The following is a 24,243-nucleotide window of genomic DNA, read 5'->3' on the forward strand; positions in this document are numbered from 1 at the left end:
TAAAAAATGAAGAAACCTTAGTATTTATAGTGGTTTGATAAGAAAATAATTAAAAAGGTGAAAATGAAACGTAAATGGAAATTTTACTTAAAAATTGATATTTAATAGGTAGACAAAAAATTCATGGTTCAATTAAAGTTGAAACTTAGAGTTAAAAATATTGCTCTCAAATTATCAAAACTTAGAAGTTTAAGTAAAAAAAAAATCAATTCTCATTAAAATAAGAATTGATTTTTAAAGTTGAATTTTAATATTAATTTCAAACAAGAGAATAAAGCCTTTCTATATAAACCTAGTAAAATTGGAATCCTTATATTTGCCTTTTTAAATGTAAAAATGATGGTTAAACTCCACGATTTAGAATTTGAGCCTTACCTCAGCCACAATGAAATTCAACAAGCAGTCAAAAATTTAGCGCAAAAAATCGATGAAGATTACAAAGGCAAAACGCCGATTTTTCTTGGTATTTTGAATGGTGCATTTATGTTTTTGTCGGATTTAATGAAATACTACGAAGGCGATTGTGAGGTTAGTTTTACCAAACTTGCTTCTTACGAAGGAACCTCTTCCACTGGAGATGTTAGAACATTACTTGGCGCAGGAAATCTTAAAAATCGTGATGTCATTGTAGTAGAAGATATTGTAGATACTGGCAACACATTGGAACATATCGTTGCACAACTTAAGACCGAAGCAGTTGCTTCATACAAAATTGCAAGTTTATTCTATAAACCTGAAGCCTACAAAAAATCATTACCCATAGACTACGTCGGTCTCGAAATTCCAAATAAATTTATCGTCGGTTACGGTCTTGATTATGACGGATTAGGTAGAAATATTTCAGAAATATATCAATTAAAATAAAAATCAGATGATTAACATCGTATTGTTTGGCCCTCCGGGAGCAGGAAAAGGAACCCAAGCTGAAAATCTTAAAGAAAAATATAATTTGAAACATATTTCCACTGGAGATGTTTTTAGATATAATATCAAAAACGAAACAGAGCTTGGTCAAAAGGCTAAATCCTACATCGACAAAGGTGAGTTGGTGCCAGATGAAGTCACCATAAAAATGCTAAATGAAATAGTCGAAGAAAACATGGATAGCAAAGGTTTCATATTCGATGGTTTCCCAAGAACAGAAGCCCAAGCCGAAGCTTTGAATGATTTGATGGATTCTAAATCTACACAAATCGATGCGATGATAGCTTTGGAAGTTCCTGACGAAAAACTCGTTGAAAGACTTTTGGAACGCGGCAAAACTTCAGGAAGGAAAGATGATGCAGACGAATCTGTTATCAGAAATAGAATAAAAGTATATTACGAAGAAACAGCTGTTCTTAAAGAATTTTATAAAAAAGAAAACAAATACTACGGCATTGACGGCGTTGGTTCAATTTCAGAAATTACTGAACGCATCAGCAAAGTCATTGACCAATTATAATTCATAAATACATCAAATGACTGAAGGTAATTTTGTAGACTACATAAAACTACACCTGAAATCCGGAAACGGCGGAAAGGGCTCTGCGCACTTAAGGCGGGAAAAATATATTCCCAAAGGCGGACCTGACGGCGGTGACGGCGGTCGTGGTGGCCATATTATCATCAAAGGCAACAAAGATTTGTGGACACTTTTTCATTTGAAATTTAAAAGACACATAAAAGCAACTCACGGTGAGCATGGCGGAAAGCAAACCAGTACAGGTGCTGACGGAGAAGACCAGTATATTGATGTGCCAGTCGGAACGGTGATTCGAGATACCGATACCAATGAAATCATTAAAGAAATTACAGCCCACGAAGAAGAATACGTTATTCTTGAAGGCGGTATGGGCGGTAAAGGAAATTCTCATTTTAAAAGCTCGACAAATCAAACTCCTAGATTCGCACAATCTGGAATTCCTGGCGAAGAAAAAGATGTTACTTTAGAACTGAAACTCCTCGCAGATGTTGGTCTTGTAGGTTTTCCGAATGCCGGAAAATCGACTTTGCTTTCTGTCATTACAGCAGCAAAACCGAAAATAGCCAATTATGAATTTACAACACTCAAGCCCAATCTTGGAATTGTAAAATACCGCGATTATCAATCTTTTGTCGTGGCAGATATTCCCGGAATTATAGAAGGTGCCGCAGAAGGAAAAGGACTTGGTTATCGTTTTTTAAGACATATTGAAAGGAATTCAACTTTATTATTTTTGATTCCCGCAGATGCGCCAAGCGTCGTAGAACAATATGAAATTCTTTTAGACGAATTGCGACGTTACAATCCTGAATTGCTAGACAAAGCAAGAGTAATAGCTATTTCTAAATCAGATTTATTAGATGATGAATTGAAAGCTGAACTTTCTAGTGAACTCGAGAATGCATTCGGTAAAATTCCACATATGTTTATTTCATCGATTGCTCAACAAGGTCTTCAAAACTTGAAAGATTTGCTCTGGAAAACACTAAACCGCAATCCAATTGAATCTGAAATGGACTAATTAAAATCAAATTATTTATGCCAAAACTGGTCTGCAAACACAAAAAACTTGGTTTCGACAATTTTTCAAAATGCCAGGTTTTTGTGGATGGAAATCCCCTATTTCGACTTGGCGCCAATGGATTTGATTTCAAAAAATTGGAAGCTAAAAAGCATGATATTTATGTTAAGCGTTTCTGGTTAACAAGTCCTCTTGTTGAATTTGACTTAAGCGACGGTGAAGATGTTCTGGCAACGATTAAAGCCAATCAGTTCGGAATGTCTGATAATTTAAAATTTATAATTTTTATTATTACAGTTTTAGTAACCGCATATTATACTTTTTTCGCTGATGAATTTCCGTTGTCCATATCTTTTGCAATCTTGGGTGTGTTCTCTTTAATTTTAATTAACGAAATTATTAAAATCACTATTTTCAGTAAAAAGTATTTCAATATTAAACTTGAAAATATTGATAAAAGCAAAATAAAAGTTTAAAATCTAATTAGTATTTTTTAAATTTTCCAGCTAAGAAAAATCAACTCTGGTTAAAGTTTTCTTAGATTTTATAATTTCCATTCGGTTCTTGAGTTCAAAAATAATTAACTCCTACATATTTCTTACCTTTGTAAAAAATTGCATCAAATATGAGCACTGCAGTATTAGAAAAACAAGAAACTGTTGAAACTTCAACAAAAACGAAAACCAGAACGGCAAAACCGAAATGGTTACGCGTGAAGCTTCCGACAGGAAAAAAATATAGGAATCTCAGAAAATTAGTCGATAAATACGATTTGCATACCATCTGCACCTCTGGAAGTTGCCCAAATATGGGCGAATGCTGGGGAGAAGGCACAGCTACATTCATGATTCTTGGTAATGTTTGTACGCGTTCTTGCGGTTTTTGTGGTGTTAAAACTGGTCGCCCTGAAGACATTGAATGGGATGAGCCTGAAAAAGTCGCACGTTCCATCAAAATTATGGGTGTGAAACATGCCGTTTTGACTTCTGTAGATCGTGATGATTTGAAAGATATGGGCTCTATCATTTGGGCTGAAACTGTGAAAGCTGTTCGCAGAATGAATCCAGAGACCACTTTAGAAACATTAATTCCAGATTTTCAGGGAAATACTAGAAATATAGATAGAATTATAGAAGTTTCTCCAGAAGTCGTTTCTCATAATATGGAGACCGTCAGAAGATTGACAAGGGAAGTTAGAATTCAAGCCAAATACGACAGAAGTCTTGAAGTTTTAAGATATTTGAAAGCGCAAGGTATTCGCAGAACAAAGTCTGGCATCATGCTCGGTTTAGGTGAAAAAGAAGATGAAGTTATCCAAACTATGAAAGATTTGCGAAGCGTAGATGTTGATGTTGTTACCATTGGTCAATACTTACAACCAAGTAAACAACATTTACCTGTTCAAGAATTCATCACGCCAGATCAGTTTAAAAAATACGAGACAATTGGTAAAGAGCTTGGCTTTAGACATATAGAAAGTTCAGCATTGGTAAGATCTTCTTACAAAGCTCACAAACATTTGGAATAGAATGAATCACAAAATAAAAGTTGGAATCAATGGCTTTGGTCGGATCGGTCGAAGCCTTTTTCGTTTGCTTTATAATCATCAACATATTGAAGTTGTAGCCCTCAACGATTTGTCAGACACGAGAACTTTGTCACATTTGTTGAAATACGACAGCGTTCATGGTCAATTTCCATTTGAGGTAAGTTATGATGCTGAAAATATTATCGTAGATAATCAAAAATTTCCATTGACTTCAATTTCTGCTTTAGAAGAATTAAATTGGGGAAAATTTGATGTTGATATTTTAGTTGAATGCACAGGAAAATTTAAAACCAAAACTGAGTTGAATCTTCACCTCGAAGCCGGAGCCAAAAAATTGATTTTGAGTGTTCCACCAAGTGATGATTCTGTAAAAATGATTGTTTTAGGTGTCAACGACCAAGTGCTTTCCCCAGAAGACAAAATGATTTCTAATGCGTCTTGCACTACTAACAATGCTGCGCCTATGCTAAAGATTATTCATGAAGCTTTGGGCGTAGAACAAGCTTATATTTCAACAATTCACTCATTCACTGCTGATCAAAATTTGCATGATAAACCACATCGTGATTTACGACGTGCTCGCGCGGCTACGCAGTCTATCATTCCTACGACAACTGGAGCGGCAAAAGCATTGACCAAAATTTTTCCAGATTTAAGCGAAGTTATTGGTGGTTGCGGTATTCGGGTTCCAGTTCCAAATGGGTCTTTGACTGATATGACATTGAATGTGAAAAAATCCACGACTATAGAAGAAGTCAATCAATTATTTAAAAATGCAGCAGAAAATTCACTGAAAAATATTTTACAATATTCAAAAGAACCGCTCGTGTCTATAGATATCATCGGCAATACTTATTCCTGTATTTTCGATGCTGAAATGACTTCAGTCATCGGTGGAAACCTTGTAAAACTCATCGGCTGGTATGATAATGAGCGTGGCTACAGCAACAGACTTGTAGAGTTGATATTGAAGATGAATGAGGTTTAGTCCTTAATTCTTTCCTTAGCTAAATTCAAAATAAGTTCAAATTGTTGGTCTTGAGACATTTCGCTGTTATCTACTTTTATGGCGTCTTTGGCTTGAATTAAAGGTGAATTTGCTCTTGAAGAATCAACTTCATCTCGGGATTTTACATTTTGGAAAACTTCCTCAAAAGTAATATTTTCGCCTTTCTTTTTCAATTCTTGGTAACGGCGTTCTGCCCTAACTTCAGCTGAAGCCGTCATAAATATTTTCAATTCTGCTTCAGGAAAAACGACTGAACCAATATCACGCCCATCCATCACGATGCCTTTATCTTTACCTATTTCCTGTTGAATAGCAACTAGTTTTTCTCTGACTTTATCAATCTTTGCAATCGCACTCACATGATCTGAAACATGCATTTTGCGTATTTCATTTTCAACATTTTCACCATTTAAAAATACATCATTGGAATTTTCTTCAGGATTGTATTCAAAATTTATATTGATATCATTCAATGCTGAAATGAGTTTATTTTCTTCAACCTCAGCTACAGAAATCAAATTATTTCGCAAAGCGTAAAGTGTTACCGTTCTGTACATAGCGCCAGTGTCTACGTATTTATAATTTAAAGTTTTAGCTAATTTTTTGGCAACAGTGCTTTTCCCTGTGGAGGAATGTCCATCAATGGCGATGATAATTTTCTTCATGTTAATCAGGATATTCTATTCTTAAATGGTAAATATTATTCAGTTTGGCTTTCAATATTTTTTTTATGGACTGAATTTCTTTAAAAGTAATATTCGCATTTACAAATTGATTGTCTTCAATTTGCTTATTAATTATTTTTTCTACAAAATCATCAATCAATTGTGTATTTGGCTCTTTCAAGCTTTTGCTGGCAGCTTCAACTGCATCACACATCATCAAAATTGCAGTTTCTTTGCTAAAAGGAATCGGTCCAGGATAACGAAAATCTTCAATATTCACATTGTCTTCGTCTTCTTCTTTTTGCTTAGCATAGAAAAAATAAACCGTTGAAGTTCCGTGATGCGTACGAATGAAGTCGATAATTCTATCAGGAAGATTTCTTTTTTTGGCAATTTCAATTCCTTCTTGCCTATGATTGATAATTACTTCTGCACTTTCTTTAGGCGATAATTCGTCATGAGGAGACACCGATGTTGTTTGATTTTCTGTGAAGTAAATCGGGTTTTTCATTTTTCCGATGTCATGATACAATGCACCAACTCTTATCAATAAAGAATTGGCTCCAATTTCATTTGCGGCAGCTTCAGCTAAATTAGCTACATTTAGCGAATGGTGAAATGTACCAGGCGCTGCATTTGAAAGTTCTTTCAGCAATTTTGAATTGGTATCAGTGAGTTCTAATAAAGATAAATCTGAAACTAAACCAAACACCTTTTCGTAAGTATAAATCAGCGGTTGTACAAAAAGTAAACCAACACCACTTAAAAGAAAATAGACGAAATTATTATAATTTATTTCTGACAAACTAGCTTCCTGAATCATATTGAAAGCAAAATAGGCGAAAATATAAATCAATGTAATTTGCGCCACAGAAATGAACAAATTAGCACGTTTGTAAAGTTCGGAAACCGTCAATATCGTAATAATTCCTGCTGTGATTTGCAAAAACATATATTCATAACTATCAGGTACAATCATTCCTAAAATCAGTACAGTGATGACGTGTGTAAAAAGTCCCAATCTTGCATCAAAAAAAGCTTTTAAAGTAAGCGGTAAAATACAAATTGGTACGACATAAATATAATCTGTATCAACACGCATAACCATTAAAGTTAAAAATACGACGAACAAAATATTGAAAAAAATAAAGGTCAGCTTGTTGTTATTATCGAAAATTTTAGGTCGGTATTGACCGATAAACAAGTACAGCATCAACAAAGATAGAGCCACCAACAAAGTATAACCAGCGATTACAACTACGAATGCTGAAGATTCTAAACTTTGCGACTCATATTCAAATTTTAATGATTTCAGTTTGCGTAATTTTTCGCCATCAATGGTTTCTCCTTTTGCTATAATTTTACTCCCTTTTGTAACTTGACCGCGTGTATAAGAAATCTGATTGAATTTGGACTGAATTTGTTTTTCGTTTAAACTCTCGTTGTATTCAACATTAACTTTCAAAATATCAAAAAACATACTCAATAACTCGTCCTTTATATCTTGAAATTCAGAATTATCGATTCGATTTTGCAGGTAAGATTTCAAGTTTTGTTGTGTAAAAATATCTCCTAAAGTAAGCTCTTCGACCTGATTTTTTTTGGTCAAAAAAACCAACTGATCTTTGCTTTCTTCGGATTGTTCAATCCTAATTCCTGTTTGATAAATTTTAGAAATTGTACGATTTATAAAATCATGAAGTAAAGAATCATTTTGAACTAAATCTTTCTGCTCATTATTTAATTGATCCAACCAAGTATTTTGAACATTTTTGGCTTTATCAACATCAAATTTATAATATGGAATATGTGTTTCTTTGATTTTGGACTTCTCAGCAGCAATTTCTTCGTCAGACTTTAGAATAGCAAAGTCAAATGGTGCATACAAATTTTCATACTGCCAAGGTTTATTTTTGGTAATTTCATATTTGAACTGACCACCAGTAGGAAAAAAATAAACAATCAAGAAAACGCTTACAGCTAACAAAAAGAATTTGTAAATTCTAGATTGATTTTTATAAAGATTATCGACTAATTTTTTCATATTCCTAAATTATTCAAATTTATGAAATAATATGAGTTAGCAAGGCTAGAGATTTGAATTTAATCCAGATTCAGAAAAAGATGAAAAGATTATGACCTTCTTAAAACTTAAGCCAGATTTTGCGCTAAAATTCTTAATTTAGCAACTTTAATAATAAAACATAGCATTATGTCAAAAGATATTGTAATTGTAAGCGCTGCAAGAACGCCAATAGGAAGTTTCCTAGGAAGTTTAGCTAGCGTTCCAGCCACAAAATTAGGAGAAATCGCCATTAAAGGTGCTTTGTCCAAAATCAATTTGAAACCTGAGTTGGTCAGCGAAGTTTTAATGGGAAATGTTGTTCAAGCCAATAATGGCCAAGCTCCTGCAAGGCAAGCCGCCATGGGTGCAGGCATTCCTGACACCGTTCCTTGTACGACTGTAAATAAAGTTTGCGCCAGCGGTATGAAAGCTGTGATGCAAGGTGCGCAAGCTATTGCGCTTGGCGATGCTGAAATAGTTGTAGCCGGTGGAATGGAAAATATGAGTATGATTCCTCATTATTTACATCTTAGAAATGGTCAAAAATTTGGACCTACACAAATGGTAGATGGTTTACAGCGTGACGGATTAGTCGATGCTTACGACAATAATGCCATGGGAACTTGTGCCGACCTTTGTGCTGCAGAACACGACATTAGCAGAGAAGAACAAGACGAGTTTGCAAAAGAATCTTACAAAAGAAGTGCTGAAGCGTGGAAAAATGGAAAATTTGACGATGAAGTCGTTCCAGTAGAAGTTCCGCAAAGACGTGGCGAGCCAATCATTTTCAAAGAAGATGAAGAATTCAAAAATATAAAATTGGATAAAATTCCAAATCTAAGACCGGCATTTAGTAAAGACGGCACAGCAACTGCAGCAAATTCTTCTACCATAAACGATGGCGCTGGTGCTGTCATTATGATGAGCAGAGAAAAAGCTGAAGAACTCGGTCTCGAAATTTTAGCTACAATCAAAAGTTATGCAGATGCAGCTCAGGAGCCAAAAAGATTTACTACAGCTCCAGCAAAAGCATTGCCTTTGGCATTGAAAAAAGCTAATTTAAATACTGATGATGTTGATGTATTTGAATTTAATGAAGCCTTTTCTGTCGTTGGCATTGCCAATACTAAAATATTAGGTTTAGATTCTAAAAAAGTGAATATCAATGGTGGTGCAGTTTCACTTGGACATCCTTTAGGTTGTTCTGGAGTTAGGATTTTGATTACGCTAATAAACGTCATGAAACAAAACAATGCTAAAATTGGAGCTGCAGCCATTTGTAACGGCGGCGGCGGTGCTTCAGCAATGGTTTTAGAACGCTAATTAATTTTATAGAAATTTTCAAATGCTATACGGAATTTGTCCCCTAAGTGTCGTGCCGGTGAGAGCCGAAGCTAAAGATGCTTCCGAAATGATTACTCAATTGCTATATGGTGATCATTTTGAAATAATTGAAGAGCAAAAAAAATGGATCAAAATTCGCATAGCATTTGATGCCTATGAAGGTTGGTTGGATCGAAAGCAATGTTTTGAAATTGACGAAAAAACCTATCTTCTACTGAATGAAAAACAAAAACATGCTTCAGATTTACTGAGTTTAGTAAATACAAATTCCAATCAGTTGATGCCAATTTGCATTGGATCCGCCATTCATGCTACAGATATTCTAAAACATGAATTTGATGGCAGTATAAACTCAAATTTCGACAAATCAAATCTTGTAGAAATAGCCATGTTGTATCTCAACTCACCCTATTTGTGGGGTGGAAAATCGCCTTTTGGAATAGATTGTAGCGGATTTACACAAATGGTTTATAAAATTAATGGAATTCCCTTACAAAGAGACGCGCATCAGCAAGCAAAACAAGGTGATGCGCTGTCTTTTATTGAAGAAAGTGAACCTGGAGATTTAGCATTTTTTGACAATGAAGAAGGTCATATTATTCATGTTGGAATTATGCTGAAAGACAATTTTATTATTCATTCACACGGTCAAGTTCGCTTAGATCGAATTGATCATTCTGGAATTTTCAATGTGGATACCAATCGTTATTCCCATAGCTTACGAGTGATTAAGAAAATCGTTTAGAAACTTGCTCCAAATCCAAATGAAAACCAAAATCCATCTTCACTATGGAAAAAATTGAATGTACCAGTAAACAAATCTGCGCCATTCAGCCAAAATCCAAGTCCGTAATCGTGATGCCATGTTTCAGATTCATTCTGAACATCTGACCAAACTCGGCCAACATCTGTCCCGGCAAAAACGCCTAGTTGAACTGGTAACAAAGCCGTTTTAATTTGGTTAAAACTATACCTCAAATCAAAATTTCCCACCAAACTTTGTTGACCGATAAATCGATCTTTTCTATATCCACGAAGTCCATTGTTTGCCCCTAAAGTTGCGCCTTGATAAAACTCATAAGTATCATCAAAAATCAATTGAGACTGGGCTTTGGAACGCAAAACCAACTTTTTATTTCCACTTATTGAATTGAAAAACTCCAAAGAAGGATTCAGATACAAGAAATTTCTTTTAGTGTCGTCTAAATTCAACTTTCCTCCAAATTCCAGTTGAAAATCCATGCCGCGTTTTGGATTCAAATTATTATCAAAACTTTGGTATTGATAAGCAGTTTCCAAACCTGCAAAATTTTTACTTTCAAAAAAATCAGGATCTTCAACGAGCAAATCTTCTCCGATTTGGTCTAAAAATCGACCAGCTGTGCGTTGAACTCTATAATTTTCAAAAGTAATTTCGTGTTGAAACACACTCCCGTATTCTGAACGTTTTGTCAAACCGATGGCAGTTTCAATCATTCTAATTTTCACCCTGTTGAAATCTCTTCCTAAATCATCATCAAAATTTGGGGTATTGTTTCCAATACCGAAAAAGTTTTGAGCAAAATTTGGACTGGTATAATGCAAACCAAGGTGCAAATTATATTCACCTAAAACATTAGCAAATTCACCTTGATAACCAAAGTCAAATCCACCTGTAGCAGTGTAAAATCCAGCATTTAATTTATGTCTAAATGTAAAAGGATTCAGTTGAAATCCTTTGAAAGTGTAAATATCTTGAACTCCAAAAAGCAATCCATCATCAGGATTGAAACCTATTCTTGGTAAAATGACGTTGGTTCTGGATATTTTTCGATCCTTGTCGAATACGTTTTGTTTGTATTGGTCGGATCTCACTAGTCTGGCACTGTCCTTTTCTTCTATTGTGTTTTCTAAAGTTTTATAGTCGTAAATCACAGTCTTTTGTCCTGATTTTATTTTGAATTCATCATCTCCGTGACCGCCTATGAGTCGCACTTTAATTGAACTTTTATGGTCGCCTTCAACTTGAAAAATATCGTCATCATCTAAGCCATAAATCCAAATTTCTTTGGTGTCTTCTGGCGAAAATGTTTTATCAACAATAGTATATTCTCGTTCGCCTTTAATATTTCTCATTATTTTGACTCGAGTCGATCCGTCTTCTTGACGAAACACATCGATAAAATCGTCTTTATCAGTAGCAGTAATCATGCTGTACTCACTCAAAATGCCGTAATACCTTTCAGCAATTGATTTCAAATTTCCTAATCTCGCTTTGAAAGTTTGTTTAAGTTTTTCAGTTTCTTCGGCATCGATTTCTTTAGGAAAATTTGAAAACGCACTATTGATGACTTCATCGGTCAAGTTATTTTGAATAAATTCAGCTTCTGCTAACCAATCTTCACCCGTTGCATTTCTAATAATTGTGCGATCCAAGCCAAGTCCAGAATTATTCAGCCATTTTAGATATTTAATATCTTCAGAATAAGGTTGATAAATTCGAGGAAAACTCGCCACACTTCGCAGTGAATTGAAAAAACCGCCATCAAAATTGGCAAAAACTTGATCGCGATCTCTTGGAATTGGTTTAAAAGTATGGTTGCCGTCTTCGTCTTCAAATTCTGACCAACGCCACTGGTCTTCGTGTCTGTCCCAGTCACCAAGCAACATATCAAACAATCTGGCACGCAAATATGAAGATTCGTCAACGCTGTATTTTTCATCACGCCGTAGCCTTTCAAAAACATCGGACGTACTTACAATATCGTGATTCGGATTGCTAAACACGCCTTCAGTTCCTTTCCAGTGTTCTTCAGGGCGCTCTTCGATCATATAAATGGCATCACCATGAGCTGCATTGAATTTTCCTAAAGCTTTTTGCTTCGGAATGTAGTATAATTCTGGATTCGTATGGTAAACGTCAATGGCTTCAGCCAAATCTGGTACAGCCATAAAACTAAAAGGATGTGCAGAAGTCAGAAAATCTAACAAAACTTCTTCTACAATAGTTTCATCAAATTCACCGGTAAGATTCTTATCTGGGTAAACAAACTGCTGTAATAAGCGAATCGGATTTTTTTTGATTTGTCGAATATTGTACTCTCTACCAAGAGAATCTTTAAGGCGAAGTGAATTGGTTTGCATGCCGCCGCCCATTCTTATGGGTTCCAAACCACCGTAAGCAGAATCTAAATCCAATACTTTAAGTTTCAATTTTTTGCCGTACATATTTCTGTAGCGCTCACCCCACAAGCTTTCGTAAAAATCAGTACGTTCTATTTTAAAATCATCGTAAATTGAAGCTTCAACAAATTCTGGTAATTCATTTGGTAATTGATCTAAGTCAAAAGTTTCAGGTTTTGGATAGACTTCTTTTTGATAAATCTTTTCAATTTTCCCATTGTTTTCAGCATAAAAACTGACCCAAGAGGAACCATCTTTAAGTACGTCAAATTTTGCAAAACCGTGTTCTGGAGAAGCAAATAAGCCATCGTTACCTAATTTTGCATAAGACACTTTGGAAGCAGAACCAGAAACAATTTGTTTAACCAAATCATGCTCGATATATTGTAGATTATGCTCATGTCCAGAAGCAAAAACCACACGATTCCAGCGGCTGGCAATGGCAGAAATTCTGTCGACCATAGCTCGATACTGATTATTTTGTGTGTCTTGAACTGAAATACCGCCAGTAGTACGAATCATATTTACCAGAGATCCCAATATCGGCAATGGAACTTTCTTTTGAGATGGAAATAAATGTTTGGTAAATTCATAAGTGCCACCATGAATTCCGTTGGAATAAAGTGGATGATGAAGGGCAACTAAAGTGGTTTTATTTTGGTTTTTTTTGAGTTCAGTTTCAAATTCTTCATAAAACTGACTGCGGGTTTTGATTTCATCGCAATTGCGATTGATTTTTGGATTGTCGTCCCAATCTTCCAAAATCCATTGCGAATCAAGAATAATGAGATGCACATCGTCTGAAATATCGACAAAAGACATTCCGCATCCTGGTTTTGGCAACCAAACTTGATCTTGGTTTGGAAGTCCTTTTTCTATAAAATCCTTTTGATTTTCTAAAGCTTGAATGCCTTCGATATACCAATCGTGATTTCCGGGAATAAAATGTATGTCGCCTTGAAAATCTTTTAAAACTTGAAGTTGGCTATTCATAACTGTTTCCGCTTGCGGGCGATTCTCATCACCTTGGCTCGGCATCCCTTTGGGATAAATATTGTCGCCTAAAATCAATAACTTAGTACTTTCGGTATTTTTGTTTTGAATAAAAGTGTTGAAGATTTTCAAACCAGGTGCAACTCCAGACAAATTTTTGTTACCAGTATCGCCTATTAAATAAAAACTTTGGCTGATTTGATCTTCAGAATAAGCATTTTTAAATTTTTGAGTTTGTTCAAACTTATATTTAGGTTGGTAAGTGGCGCAAGAAAAAAATAAAAAAGTTAGACATAAGACTTGTATATTTTTAAGCATATTGTAAATTGTAATGGGTTAAGATATTTTACCTTAGTTTGTGAAAATTATGACAGATTTAATTTCAAAAATTGAAGACTTTGTGCTTCACTTGTTCAAAGATAAGCTTTCTAATAATTATATTTATCATAATTTCAGCCATACTAAACGCGTGGTTGAAAGTGCTTCTTTTTTAGCTAAAAAAGAAAATATTCATCCTGAAGATCAGGAAATTCTATTGATTGCGGCTTGGTTTCATGATACTGGATACACTCAATCTGAAGGCGATCATGAATCGGAAAGCATGCGGATTGCTTCTGAATTTTTGGAAAACGAAACCGATTTCAATTCAGAAAAAATTGAAAAGGTTAAGAATCTAATTGCGGTAACAAAACTTGGGGAAACTCCTGAAACGCTTTTGGAGAAAATCCTAAAAGATGCCGATTGTTCTCATTTTGCACGTGAGGATTTTAATGAAATCAGCGAATTGCTTCGGCAAGAGTTAAAACTGCTTGGAAAAGCCAATTACAAGTCTTTGGAATGGCAGAATATCAATATCCAAATGCTTACAGAAAAACACCGATTTTACACAAATTATGCAGTTGAATTTTGGCAAACCAAGAAACAAGATAACCTCATCAAACTCATAGAATCTAAAAATAAAAAAGAAAAGCGTGCTGAAAAAGAACGCATGAAAGCCAAGTATAAAGCTAAATACAAGAATGAAAGTCCTGAACGCAGCATTCAAACTTTATTTAGAGTTACACTTCGTAATCACCTGAAATTAAGTGATATTGCAGACACCAAAGCTAATATTTTATTGTCTGTAAATGCGATTATTATTTCTTTAGCTTTAGCGAATATTATTCCAAAACTAGACAGTCCAAGCAATGCACATTTGATGATTCCGACTTTGATTTTGATTTGCTTCAGTGTGGCGTCGATTATTCTTTCCATCATGTCCACGCGCCCAAATGTGACTTCTGGAGAATTCACAAAGGAACAGGTGATGAATCGTGAAGTGAATATATTGTTTTTTGGTAATTTCCATAAAATGAAATATGAAGATTACCTCTGGGGCGTCAAAGAAATTATCCAAGACAAGGAATTCGTTTATGAAGCACTGGTCAAGGATTTGTATTTGTTAGGCAAAGTTTTGGACAGAAAATACCGACTGCTCAGGTTGACCTATACCATTTTTATGCTCGGAATCATTGTGTCAGTGGTCAGTTTCTTTTTCGCTTTTGATTTAATTTAAAGATTTGATCAAATCTTTGTAAGTTAAAGTTTCGTCTTTGTCGTTCGATTTTTGATATAAAATATTAGCTCGAATGGCTTTCAGTCCAGAGACGCCTTGCAAATCTTGAACTTCTAAAATTTCAACGTCGTCACCTAAATATTTGATTTTTCTAAGATATTTGATGTAATTTAAATATTCACGTTCGCTTTCTTTTTGAGCGTAAACAATAGTAAGTTTTCCTTTTTGGGTGATGCGCTCCTCACTGTCTTTTACAAAAGCTTTGTCTATTCTTTTCTTGATAATTTCGTAGCGCGTATTGTAAGTGCCATCAACGTCAAAATGTTTTTCGTCCATTCTGTATTTGATGGACAATGTGGAATTGAACACAAAAATCATAGATCGGGCTTCCAATTTCAGCGGATGATCACTTTGGAAATTATAAAATTTATTTTCCATTTCACACATGGTTTTCAACTGCCACAGCCTTAAATTCTGCAACATAATTTCAGAAAACTTGTATTGTTCATTAATGGATTGACCGATATAAATGTTATGCTCCACACCATCGGTTTTGTAGCGTTCAAAATAATGTGGAAAAATTTTCTGGGCTTCAATTTGCTTTTGATCTATCAAGTTTGCCATCACTTGATTGATTTGCATTACCGCATCATCAAAGCGATTTCTATGTTTGAAAAACACGTCGTTTCTGGATTCTAAATCTTTGAAATACTGGTGAACTTGAGTTTTGAGTTCAGGTAAATTGTCTTCAATATGGTGAAGAATTGGATCAACATCGTAGGTCATTAAATCCAAAACTTTTTGCTCGCTAGAGGCTGTTATCCCTTTCATTAAAAAAGCCAAGTTATCCGAAATTCTGAAACTGATTTGTTCATAAATCGGGATGGCTTGAATGTCAAAAGCTGAATTGATAATATTAAGCGCTTTATTCAATTGTGTGGTCAAATCTTCTTGAATGGCTTCATTTCTTTGAGTGGAAGAACCTGCAATATCAATTTGACCATATAAAGGATAAATATCTTCAAATTTGATATCTCTGAAACTGGCGTTTTTTTCATCAGAATTATTGATCAGCCGTTTGGCTTCTTCCTCGAATTTCCACTCTACACTAGGATGAATAGAAGTACATTCACTTTGAATAATAGCTTTCACCCGATTTTGAAACTCTGTAAAATAATGTTCTACAGTTTCTGCAATATATGGGACAACATCGTCCAATTTTGTGGCATTGATGATGTTTAATTCATTCTTTTTGTAAGACACCAATTCCATGATTGCCAAAAGTTTATCATTTTTGGTGATTGGTGCTAAAATGGCAGATTTCACCCCTTTTTTTTGAAGGTTTTCAGCGAATTTATTGTTCGGATTTTTACTGAAATAGTCTTCGATATTGGTTATGCAAAAATAATTGTCCTCTTCAACCAACGACTTGTAGGCTTCAGCACAAAAAGCCTCATGACAATTGGCATTGTTAACTGCTTCAAGAATGTAACTATGAATATTTTGAGAGTTCAAATTCTGAAAACGATCTGTAGATTCATCGAATAAAGTAAAGCCAAATTCCAAGTTTTGTATATTGAAAATCGATTTCAAAATTTCAGACATTTTGGTTGAAATCAATTTGGAATCAGTTTTGATGTTGTGGCTCAACAAAAGAGATTTCAATTCAGAAATTCCATTATCTGAAGTCACATCTGTAAAATTCATAATTGTAAACCCCTTGAAAATCCAAGATTCTGGCGGAAATTTTTGCATCCATAAATCCGTGTCATCATAATTAATAAGCAATTCATCTACATCCGACTCTGTAAGGTCGATGCTTTGTTCTGTAGGGAAAATCTCTACAAAATCAGCATTGATAAATAAGCGGTAATTCTTAACATTACCCTGAGCATCTGGAATATCGTAGTAAATGGGTCTGAAAAAATCTAAATCGTAACCAAAATATTTGTTCAAAATAATTACACAAGCAAACACATAGTTGATCTCTGGATTGAAATTTCTAGGTTGAAATTCAAAATTTTCATAACCAGAATTTGCTAAAATTTCTTTTAAACGGTCAGAAGTTTTAAAAATTTTAGAACGAAATGGCAAAGCTGCTGCTTTGATTTCATTTTTAGACAACATGTCTGGAAATAAATCGTCCAAGAGCACATCGATTGGTTTCTGATATTGCTTCAAATTCGTCTCGTCACTAAGTCCAGAAAACAATTCAGGAAAACCATTGGCATAGCCCAATACACTTTCTATATATTGTCTTGACAATGCTTTATCTTCAGTTTTTAGTCGGTTTTTCAACTCGTTCAGAACTTTTTGAAAACTGATTTGTATGGTAAAAGGATAGCGTAGTTTTTGTTTCATCTTGTAAATTTACGTCATTACAAAGTTATTTTCAACAGCATTAAATTACTTTAACTTAAGAATCTTTTATCATTTACAATTCTGAATTTTATTGAATTTTTTGAGTATTAACCGTAGACTTGATTATTTTTGTTTCAAATAAAAAAACAAAGACAATGAGAATTCTATTGGTTTTACTACTTGCTATTACTATAGTTGGGTGTGAGCAAAATGAAAAAAAACTAAATGCCAATATTGCTGGTGTTGAAGATGGAACAGAGGTTTATCTAGCCAAACTAGGCCCACAAAATAACCCTGAACCCGTTGATACAACAACGGTCAAAAATGAAACTTTTAGTTTTGACCTAAAAGATTTGGAGAATCAAGAAATCAATTTATTGAATTTTCAAGGTCTTAATGGTAATGTGATATTCATCACTGAAGACCAAAGTATTGAAATGGAAGTTTACAAAGATAGTTTGAATGCTTCTAAGGTCATGGGCGGCAAGCATAATCAACTTTTGGAAGATTACATCTCTATGCTTAAAAATTTTGGAGAAAAGCAACAGGAATTGCAAAACGAATATCGTTCTGCAGCCATGGCTAAAGAGCGAGAAAAGGTGCAACAGCTACGTTCTGAAATGAAGTCTATCATGGACGAGTCAAAAGAAGCAAGATTGAAATTCGCCAAAGAAAATAAAAATTCAATCGTTGGTATGATGGCTTTGTCTGATATTGTAAATTCAAAAGGTGCATCTTCAAAAGAAATGAAAAGCATCTATGATGGATATTCAAATGAAATCAAAGATTCTCAACTAGGAAAAATGGTTGGCGAAAAGATTGCCAAAATCGGTGCTACAGATGTTGGTGCAGAAGCGCCAAAATTTTCTGGACCAACTCCAGAGGGTGAAACTTTAGCTTTGGAAGATGCTATGGGCAAACTTACTTTAATTGATTTTTGGGCATCTTGGTGTAAACCTTGCCGTTTAGAAAACCCGAATATTGTAAATGTTTACGAAGATTACAAAGACAAAGGTTTTGCAGTAATCGGAGTATCTTTGGATAAACCAAATAAAAAAGACGCTTGGATCAAAGCTATTGAACAGGATAATTTGAATTGGAATCACGTTTCAAATTTAGAATTTTGGCAGGAACCAATTGCTAGAAAATATGGTGTCCGTTCAATTCCTGCAGCATTTTTAATTGATGAAGACGGAGTAATTGTTGCTAAAGATCTAAGAGGTCCAGCTTTAAGAAAGAAGGTTGAAGAAATTTTAGGTGAAGAATAATTTACTGAAACACTAAAAACAAAATCCCATAATTTTCTAAAATTATGGGATTTTTTTATATTTAAACGATTTTTAATCAATCACTCAAGACTTTGTAATTTGGATCTTCAATCACATTGACATCTATAATTTCTTCTGCATTTTTTAGCAGATTTTTACAATCTGGAGAAAGATGTTTCAAATGAACTTTTTTACCGACTTTCATGTAACGCTCTGTAATTTTATTCAGAGCTTCTATGGCTGACATGTCCACTACTCTACTTTCTTTAAAGTCTATAATGACCTCATCTGGATCATTCAAAACATCAAATTTATCATTGAAAACTGTAGTTGAACCGAAAAATAATGGACCATAAATTTCATAGTGTTTCACACCATTTTCATCTATACTTTTTCTAGCACGAATTCGCTTTGCATTGTCCCATGCAAAAACTAAAGCAGCGATAATCACGCCGACTAAAACGGCTAAAGCCAAATTATGCAGGAAAATAGTCACTAAAGTTACCAAAACCATGACCAAAACGTCAGATTTTGGCATACGTTTGAAGGTTTTCAAACTTGCCCATTCAAAAGTTCCAATCGCTACCATAATCATAAGTCCTGTGAGTGCAGCCATTGGCAATTGCTCAATCAATCCAGACCCAAACATGACAAAAGCAAGTAAAGCTATCGCAGCAATAATTCCTGAAAGTCGAGCTCGCGCACCATTGGACACGTTAATCAAACTTTGCCCTAACATGGCACAACCACCCATTCCTGAGAAAAATCCAGATAAAATATTGGCCGAACCTTGAGCAATAGCTTCTTTATTACCATTACCACGGGTTTCTGTAATTTCATCTACAATATTCAAAGTCAATAAACTTTCAATCAACCCAACACCTGCAACAATTGCAGAATATGGTAAGATTAGCATGAGGGTCTCTAAAGAAAATTCAACTTCAGGAATATGAAATGGAGGAAAACCACCGCTAATAGAAGCAATATCTCCAACAGTTTTAGTAGAAATTCCACCAAAATAGACAATTCCAAAAACCACTAAAATTGCAATTAAGGAAGCCGGAACAGCGCGTGTTAGTTTTGGTAGCAACCAAATGATTAGCATGGTTAAAACTACCAAGCCAAGAATAATATAAAGACTGGAACCCGTCAGCCAATTTCCTGAAGCATCTTTGAATTGGTCGAGTTGTGACATAAAAATGATCACTGCCAAACCATTTACAAATCCAAAAATAACGGGATGCGGCACTAAACGCATAAGTTTACCCAATTTGAAAAGTCCAGCCAGTGACTGAATAATTCCAGCTAAGACTACAGCTGCAAAAATATACTCTACACCATGAGATTTTGAAAGAGAAACCAACACAACAGCAACAGCTCCCGTTGCCCCAGAAATCATTCCTGGACGGCCACCAAAAATAGCTGTTACAAGTGCCATTACAAAAGTTGCGTAAAGTCCTGTAAGTGGAGATAATCCAGCGATGAGTGAAAAAGCTACCGCTTCAGGAACTAAAGCTAAAGCAACTGTCAGACCAGACATTATTTCGATTTTATAATCAACTTTTTGTTTGAAGTCAAATAAATTGAATAACTTCTTCATTTGGAAAAATTTAAAATATTACTAGAAAAATCAGGAATTGAAATTAAGTGTACACACAAATATTGCGGTCAAAGTTGACCTAAATGAAAATGGTATTTCAAAACATTATGGCGGTGTAGTTGTCATCACTTAACTTTTTGAAGTTGCAAAAGTAAAATAAAAATCCATAATGAAAAGCTTTACAAGTCTTTTCTTACAGAGAATCACTTAAGCTTCAACATTCTGAATTTCAAGACTTTGATTTCTGAACAGGACTAATTATTTCAATATCTTGAAATTGAATAGCAGCTCTAACGATTGAGTTGATCACTTCCATTAAAGCATCGATAATATGCATTTTCAATTCATTTTTATGATGAACAATACTGATCTCACGAGAAGGATAAGGTTTCTGGAAGAATTTTACGAATTTTTGCTTTTCTGAACTCAGGTCTAGTGTATGCAAATACGGTAAAAGCGTCATGCCTAAACCTTCATCGGATAATTTAATAAGTGTTTCAAAACTTCCGCTTTCCAAATAAAACTGTCTTTGGTCGGGTTTCAACTGACTAGCTTTGCATAAATTCAACACATTATCTTTGAAACAATGACCATCTTCCAACAATAAAATTTCATCAACATCCAAATCGTCTGGCGTTAAGTCTGTTTTATTGAACAATGGATGTTGCTTAGGAATGTAAGCTGTAAAAGGTTCGTAATAAATTGGTTTTTCAATAATATTTTCAAACTCCAAAGGCGTGGCAGCTATACCAGCGTCAAGATGTCCTTGCTGGATTTTTTCTATAATGGCTTCGGTGTGAAGTTCTTCTATCTTAAGATTTATTTTTGGATACTTTTTTACAAAATTATTCAGAAACATCGGTAGTAAAGTCGGCATCACTGTAGGAATGATTCCCAATTTGAATTCACCACCAATAAATCCTTTTTGTTGTTCTACAATATCCTGAATCCGAATGCTTTCATTCACTATATTTTTAGCCTGTGCTATAATTTTTTCACCAACAGGAGTTAATTTGATGGGTTTTTTGGTACGATCGAAAATTTTCACACCCAACTCCTCCTCTAGCTTTTGTACTTGCATACTTAAAGTCGGTTGAGTTACAAATACCTTTTCTGAAGCTTTGGTAAAATTCTTATATTCAGCAACAGCCAATAAATAATTAAGTTGAGTGATCGTCATGATTCAAATTTTTCACAAAAATACACTATTGGATTTATTTATAACAATTTTGAAGTCGATAAAATTTAAGCTATAGTTCCAGTAAAACAAATAAAATATTAGTAAGGATCTACATTAACGACCACTTTTACAGATCGAAAAAAACTGATAGCTTTAAATTTATCAATCCCTTTTTGAAGATATTCTTTGGTTTTTTCTAATGATTGTTTTTGAGGAATTTTGACTAGAATATTTTTATGATATTCGTTTCTGATTCTAGAAATTGGTGGAAATTCAGGTCCCAGAACATGGGTTTTGAAAATCTGTCGATAATATAAAGCCAACCAATCTGCGGATTCATTCAACTTGTTTAAATCTTTAGTTTTCAGGACAATTTTCACCATTCTAAAAATTGGTGGATATTTGAAATTGTATCGATCATCAAGTTGTTCTTTGAACATTTCAGCATAATTATTGGTCGTCACTTGCTGAAGTATTTGATGATGCGGATTGTAAGTTTGAATCAAAACCAAACCTTGTTCATCGGTTCGTCCAGCACGACCGGACACCTGAACCAATAATTGGTAACTGCGTTCGTGTGCTCTGAAATCTGGAAAGTTCAATAGACTGTCTGCATTCATTACCCCGACAAGTTTCACATCGCGAAAATCTAAACCTTTGGTTAGCATTTGGGTGCCAACCAAAATATCTATTTCGCGATTTTCAAAAGCTGAAATAATTTTTTCATAGGAATTTTTTCCACGAGTTGTGTCCAAATCCATCCTTTGGATTTTGTAATCTTCAAACAGCGAATTCAGTTCGGTTTCGATTTGTTCAGTACCAAAACCTTTGGTGCTCAACGATTGTGAGCCACAAGCCAGACATTTCAATTGCATTGCCATGTGAAAGCCGCAATAATGGCAACGCAAAGTGTTGTTGTGCTTGTGATAGGTTAAACTGACATCGCAATTTGGACATTGTGGCGCATGTCCACAAGTATTGCATTCTAAAATTGGTGAAAAACCACGACGATTTTGAAATAAAATAACTTGCTGCCCAGCTGCTAAAGTTTCTTTCATAGCTTCAAGTAGACGTTCAGAAAAATGTCCAGTCATTTTCTTCTTACGCTGATTTTCTTTTAAATCAACCAATTCAATTTTTGGTGGCATGACATTTCCATAACGTTTATCTAATTTCACATAACCGTATTTATTTTGATTGGCATTATGAAAGCTTTCAATACTTGGCGTGGCAGTTCCTAACAAGGTTTTAGCTTTGAAAATATTTGCTAAAACTACAGCAGAATCCCGAGCATGATATCTAGGCGCAGGATCAAATTGTTTAAAGCTACTTTCGTGAGATTCGTCAACGACAATAAGACCAAGATTTTGGAATGGTAAAAAAATTGAAGATCTTACGCCAATAATGATTTTACCTTTGGTACCTTCCAAAATATGTTTGTAAACCTCTACACGTTCATTTACTGAATATTTGCTGTGATACACCAAAACTTCTTCTCCAAAGTAAGCCTGCAAACGATTGATTAATTGTGTCGTAAGTGCGATTTCAGGCAAAAGATAAAGCACTTGTTTCCCTTTTTCTAAAACTTTTTCAATCAGTCTGATGTAAATTTCAGTTTTCCCAGAAGATGTGACACCTTGAAACAAACAAACAGGTTTTATTCTGAAATTTTCTAGAATTTCATCATAGGCTTGTTTCTGTTCTTCGTTCAGATGAATAGAAGTATTTGTAATTTCACCTTGAAAATTGACCCGGTCTTTTTTAATAACATATTCTTCAAGAATATTTTTTTCAATTAAAGCTTTAATAACCGGAGCTGAAACTCCCGCTTTTTCTCTCAATTCTTTGGTCATTATTGGCTTTTGGCTTTGAGCTGATAAAGAAAAAAGTTTTAGCAAAGCTTCTTTTTGCTTATTCGCTCTGCTCAAATCTTCAAGCAACTGCGGCAATTTATTTTCAGACTGGTATTCAGGCAGTATTCTTATGAATTTTTCAAGTTTTGGTTTGTATTGTTTATTTAATTCTTGATTTACTGTAATCAAACTTTTATCAACCATTTTATTGACAACCGGAAGTATGGTTTTTTTATCAAGAATTAGAGTAATTTCTCTAATTTTAAGAAGCGGTTGTTTTTGTAAAGCCTGTAAAATTAAATACTCATCATCGGTCAAATCCTCACGTTCGTCAATGTTTTCCATATCCATTTCAGGATGTGGCTCGATGACGGTTTCACTTTCAATCAATAACGCACTTGGCAATGCAGAACGCAAAATTTCACCTTCACTACACATGTAATATTCTGCCATCCAACGCCAAAGTTGCAATTGCTTTAAAGTGACAATTGGCGTTTCATCTAAAATTTCTTCAATAGGCTTGGCTTGGTACCGCAGTGGTGGATTTTGGTGTATATTGACCACAATCGCAGAATAGACCTTGGTTTTACCAAATGGAACAGCAATACGCATACCGATTTCCAAGATTTCAAACTCGGTTTCAGTTATGCTGTAGGTAAAATATTTTTCTAATGGTAATGGAACAATTACGTCAACAAAATAGGACATTCAATATCTTTTTCAATCTTATTCCTCCAGTCGTTTCCAGGTTTGGGTGCGGTAAAATACAGAAACATAGCCACGGACATGTAATTCGTCAGGATTGTCTTCATTGAGCCAAATTTTAGCATCATAGGACTTCCCATTTTCTGGATCAATAATTTCTCCATTGGCATATTCATCACCGTCTTTTTCTAGATCTCTTATAAAAACCATGCCTTCTACTTTGATATCTTTTAAATCACCTTTGCATTCTGTACATCGAACATCGCGCTTAGAGTCTTTAAGAATACGCTTAATTTGCCCGTAAATTTTACCGTTTTCTTCATAAATTTCGACGATAGATTTGGCTTCACCTGAATTATCGTCTATAGTTTTCCATTTTCCAAAAACGTCCTGCGCATAGAATGTGCAAGACGTCATAAGTGTAATAAAAATTAAAACAAACTTCATA

18 protein-coding genes are annotated in these 24,243 nt (G+C 34.6%); 10 read left to right on the forward strand and 8 right to left on the reverse strand.

Translation table 11 applies throughout. The features are described from left to right. The first annotated feature begins 339 nt into the window (after window positions 1–339). From hpt to gap, 6 genes are all read left to right on the forward strand, one after another. A complete protein-coding gene (hpt, locus tag EIG86_RS06405; RefSeq protein ID WP_127845456.1) occupies window positions 340–864 on the forward strand; it encodes a hypoxanthine phosphoribosyltransferase in 525 nt (174 codons plus the stop codon). A 7-nt stretch (window positions 865–871) separates the two neighbouring features. Next, entirely contained in the window at window positions 872–1,444 is a 573-nt protein-coding gene (locus EIG86_RS06410; protein WP_127845338.1) for an adenylate kinase, read from the forward strand. Window positions 1,445–1,460: 16 nt separating this feature from the next. Continuing rightward, window positions 1,461–2,486 (forward strand): GTPase ObgE, encoded by a 1,026-nt coding sequence (gene obgE / locus EIG86_RS06415; RefSeq protein ID WP_127845339.1) that lies wholly within the window; start codon window positions 1,461–1,463, stop codon window positions 2,484–2,486. 17 nt (window positions 2,487–2,503) lie between these two features. Then, window positions 2,504–2,962, forward strand: a complete 459-nt coding sequence (locus EIG86_RS06420) for a hypothetical protein (RefSeq protein ID WP_127845340.1) — start codon at window positions 2,504–2,506, stop codon at window positions 2,960–2,962. A gap of 149 nt (window positions 2,963–3,111) precedes the next feature. Then, complete coding sequence (gene lipA, locus EIG86_RS06425) at window positions 3,112–4,014, forward strand: lipoyl synthase (RefSeq protein ID WP_127845341.1); 903 nt, start codon at window positions 3,112–3,114, stop codon at window positions 4,012–4,014. A 1-nt stretch (window position 4,015) separates the two neighbouring features. Then, window positions 4,016–5,023, forward strand: coding sequence for a type I glyceraldehyde-3-phosphate dehydrogenase (gene gap, locus EIG86_RS06430; RefSeq protein ID WP_127845342.1), 1,008 nt, complete (start codon window positions 4,016–4,018; stop codon window positions 5,021–5,023). Here gap and cmk read toward each other — a convergent pair. Continuing rightward, window positions 5,020–5,709, reverse strand: a complete 690-nt coding sequence (gene cmk, locus EIG86_RS06435) for a (d)CMP kinase (RefSeq protein ID WP_127845343.1) — start codon at window positions 5,707–5,709, stop codon at window positions 5,020–5,022. The two genes, gap and cmk, sit on opposite strands and share 4 nt — an antisense overlap. 1 nt (window position 5,710) lies before the next feature. Further along, window positions 5,711–7,753 (reverse strand): HD family phosphohydrolase, encoded by a 2,043-nt coding sequence (locus tag EIG86_RS06440; protein WP_127845344.1) that lies wholly within the window; start codon window positions 7,751–7,753, stop codon window positions 5,711–5,713. Between the two features lie 168 nt (window positions 7,754–7,921). On the opposite strand from EIG86_RS06440, the gene EIG86_RS06445 reads away from it, so the two are divergent. Both EIG86_RS06445 and EIG86_RS06450 read left to right on the forward strand, forming a co-directional pair. After that, window positions 7,922–9,097 (forward strand): acetyl-CoA C-acyltransferase, encoded by a 1,176-nt coding sequence (locus EIG86_RS06445; RefSeq protein ID WP_127845345.1) that lies wholly within the window; start codon window positions 7,922–7,924, stop codon window positions 9,095–9,097. A gap of 22 nt (window positions 9,098–9,119) precedes the next feature. Next, the gene (locus EIG86_RS06450) at window positions 9,120–9,863 is read left to right on the forward strand and encodes a C40 family peptidase (RefSeq protein ID WP_127845346.1); all 744 of its coding nucleotides are present in this window, start codon (window positions 9,120–9,122) and stop codon (window positions 9,861–9,863) included. On the opposite strand, the gene EIG86_RS06455 is transcribed toward EIG86_RS06450, so the two are convergent. After that, window positions 9,860–13,591, reverse strand: a complete 3,732-nt coding sequence (locus tag EIG86_RS06455) for a metallophosphoesterase (protein ID WP_127845347.1) — start codon at window positions 13,589–13,591, stop codon at window positions 9,860–9,862. The genes EIG86_RS06450 and EIG86_RS06455 overlap by 4 nt on opposite strands. Window positions 13,592–13,640: 49 nt before the next feature. On the opposite strand from EIG86_RS06455, the gene EIG86_RS06460 reads away from it, so the two are divergent. After that, on the forward strand, window positions 13,641–14,828 hold the full coding sequence (locus tag EIG86_RS06460) for a Pycsar system effector family protein (protein WP_127845348.1): 1,188 nt from the start codon (window positions 13,641–13,643) through the stop codon (window positions 14,826–14,828). On the opposite strand, the gene EIG86_RS06465 is transcribed toward EIG86_RS06460, so the two are convergent. Next, window positions 14,820–17,189 (reverse strand): GAF domain-containing protein, encoded by a 2,370-nt coding sequence (locus EIG86_RS06465; protein ID WP_127845349.1) that lies wholly within the window; start codon window positions 17,187–17,189, stop codon window positions 14,820–14,822. The genes EIG86_RS06460 and EIG86_RS06465 overlap by 9 nt on opposite strands. Window positions 17,190–17,344: 155 nt before the next feature. Here EIG86_RS06465 and EIG86_RS06470 point away from each other — a divergent pair, with 155 nt between their 5' ends. Next, window positions 17,345–18,457: a TlpA disulfide reductase family protein gene (locus EIG86_RS06470; protein ID WP_127845350.1), complete on the forward strand. Its 1,113-nt coding sequence runs from the start codon at window positions 17,345–17,347 to the stop codon at window positions 18,455–18,457. 76 nt (window positions 18,458–18,533) lie between these two features. Here the strand turns inward: EIG86_RS06470 and EIG86_RS06475 are convergent, their stop codons facing one another. The 4 genes from EIG86_RS06475 to EIG86_RS06490 form a co-directional block, all read right to left on the reverse strand. Continuing rightward, window positions 18,534–20,057, reverse strand: a complete 1,524-nt coding sequence (locus EIG86_RS06475) for a SulP family inorganic anion transporter (RefSeq protein ID WP_127845351.1) — start codon at window positions 20,055–20,057, stop codon at window positions 18,534–18,536. A gap of 229 nt (window positions 20,058–20,286) precedes the next feature. Beyond that, window positions 20,287–21,237, reverse strand: coding sequence for a hydrogen peroxide-inducible genes activator (locus EIG86_RS06480; protein ID WP_127845352.1), 951 nt, complete (start codon window positions 21,235–21,237; stop codon window positions 20,287–20,289). Between the two features lie 98 nt (window positions 21,238–21,335). Further along, window positions 21,336–23,798, reverse strand: coding sequence for a replication restart helicase PriA (gene priA, locus EIG86_RS06485; RefSeq protein ID WP_127845353.1), 2,463 nt, complete (start codon window positions 23,796–23,798; stop codon window positions 21,336–21,338). Window positions 23,799–23,816: 18 nt separating this feature from the next. Continuing rightward, complete coding sequence (locus EIG86_RS06490) at window positions 23,817–24,242, reverse strand: DUF2147 domain-containing protein (RefSeq protein ID WP_127845354.1); 426 nt, start codon at window positions 24,240–24,242, stop codon at window positions 23,817–23,819. Window position 24,243 lies beyond the last annotated feature (1 nt).

It is taken from the genome of Psychroflexus aestuariivivens (assembly GCF_004010055.1).
Lineage (GTDB): Bacteria > Bacteroidota > Bacteroidia > Flavobacteriales > Flavobacteriaceae > Psychroflexus > Psychroflexus aestuariivivens.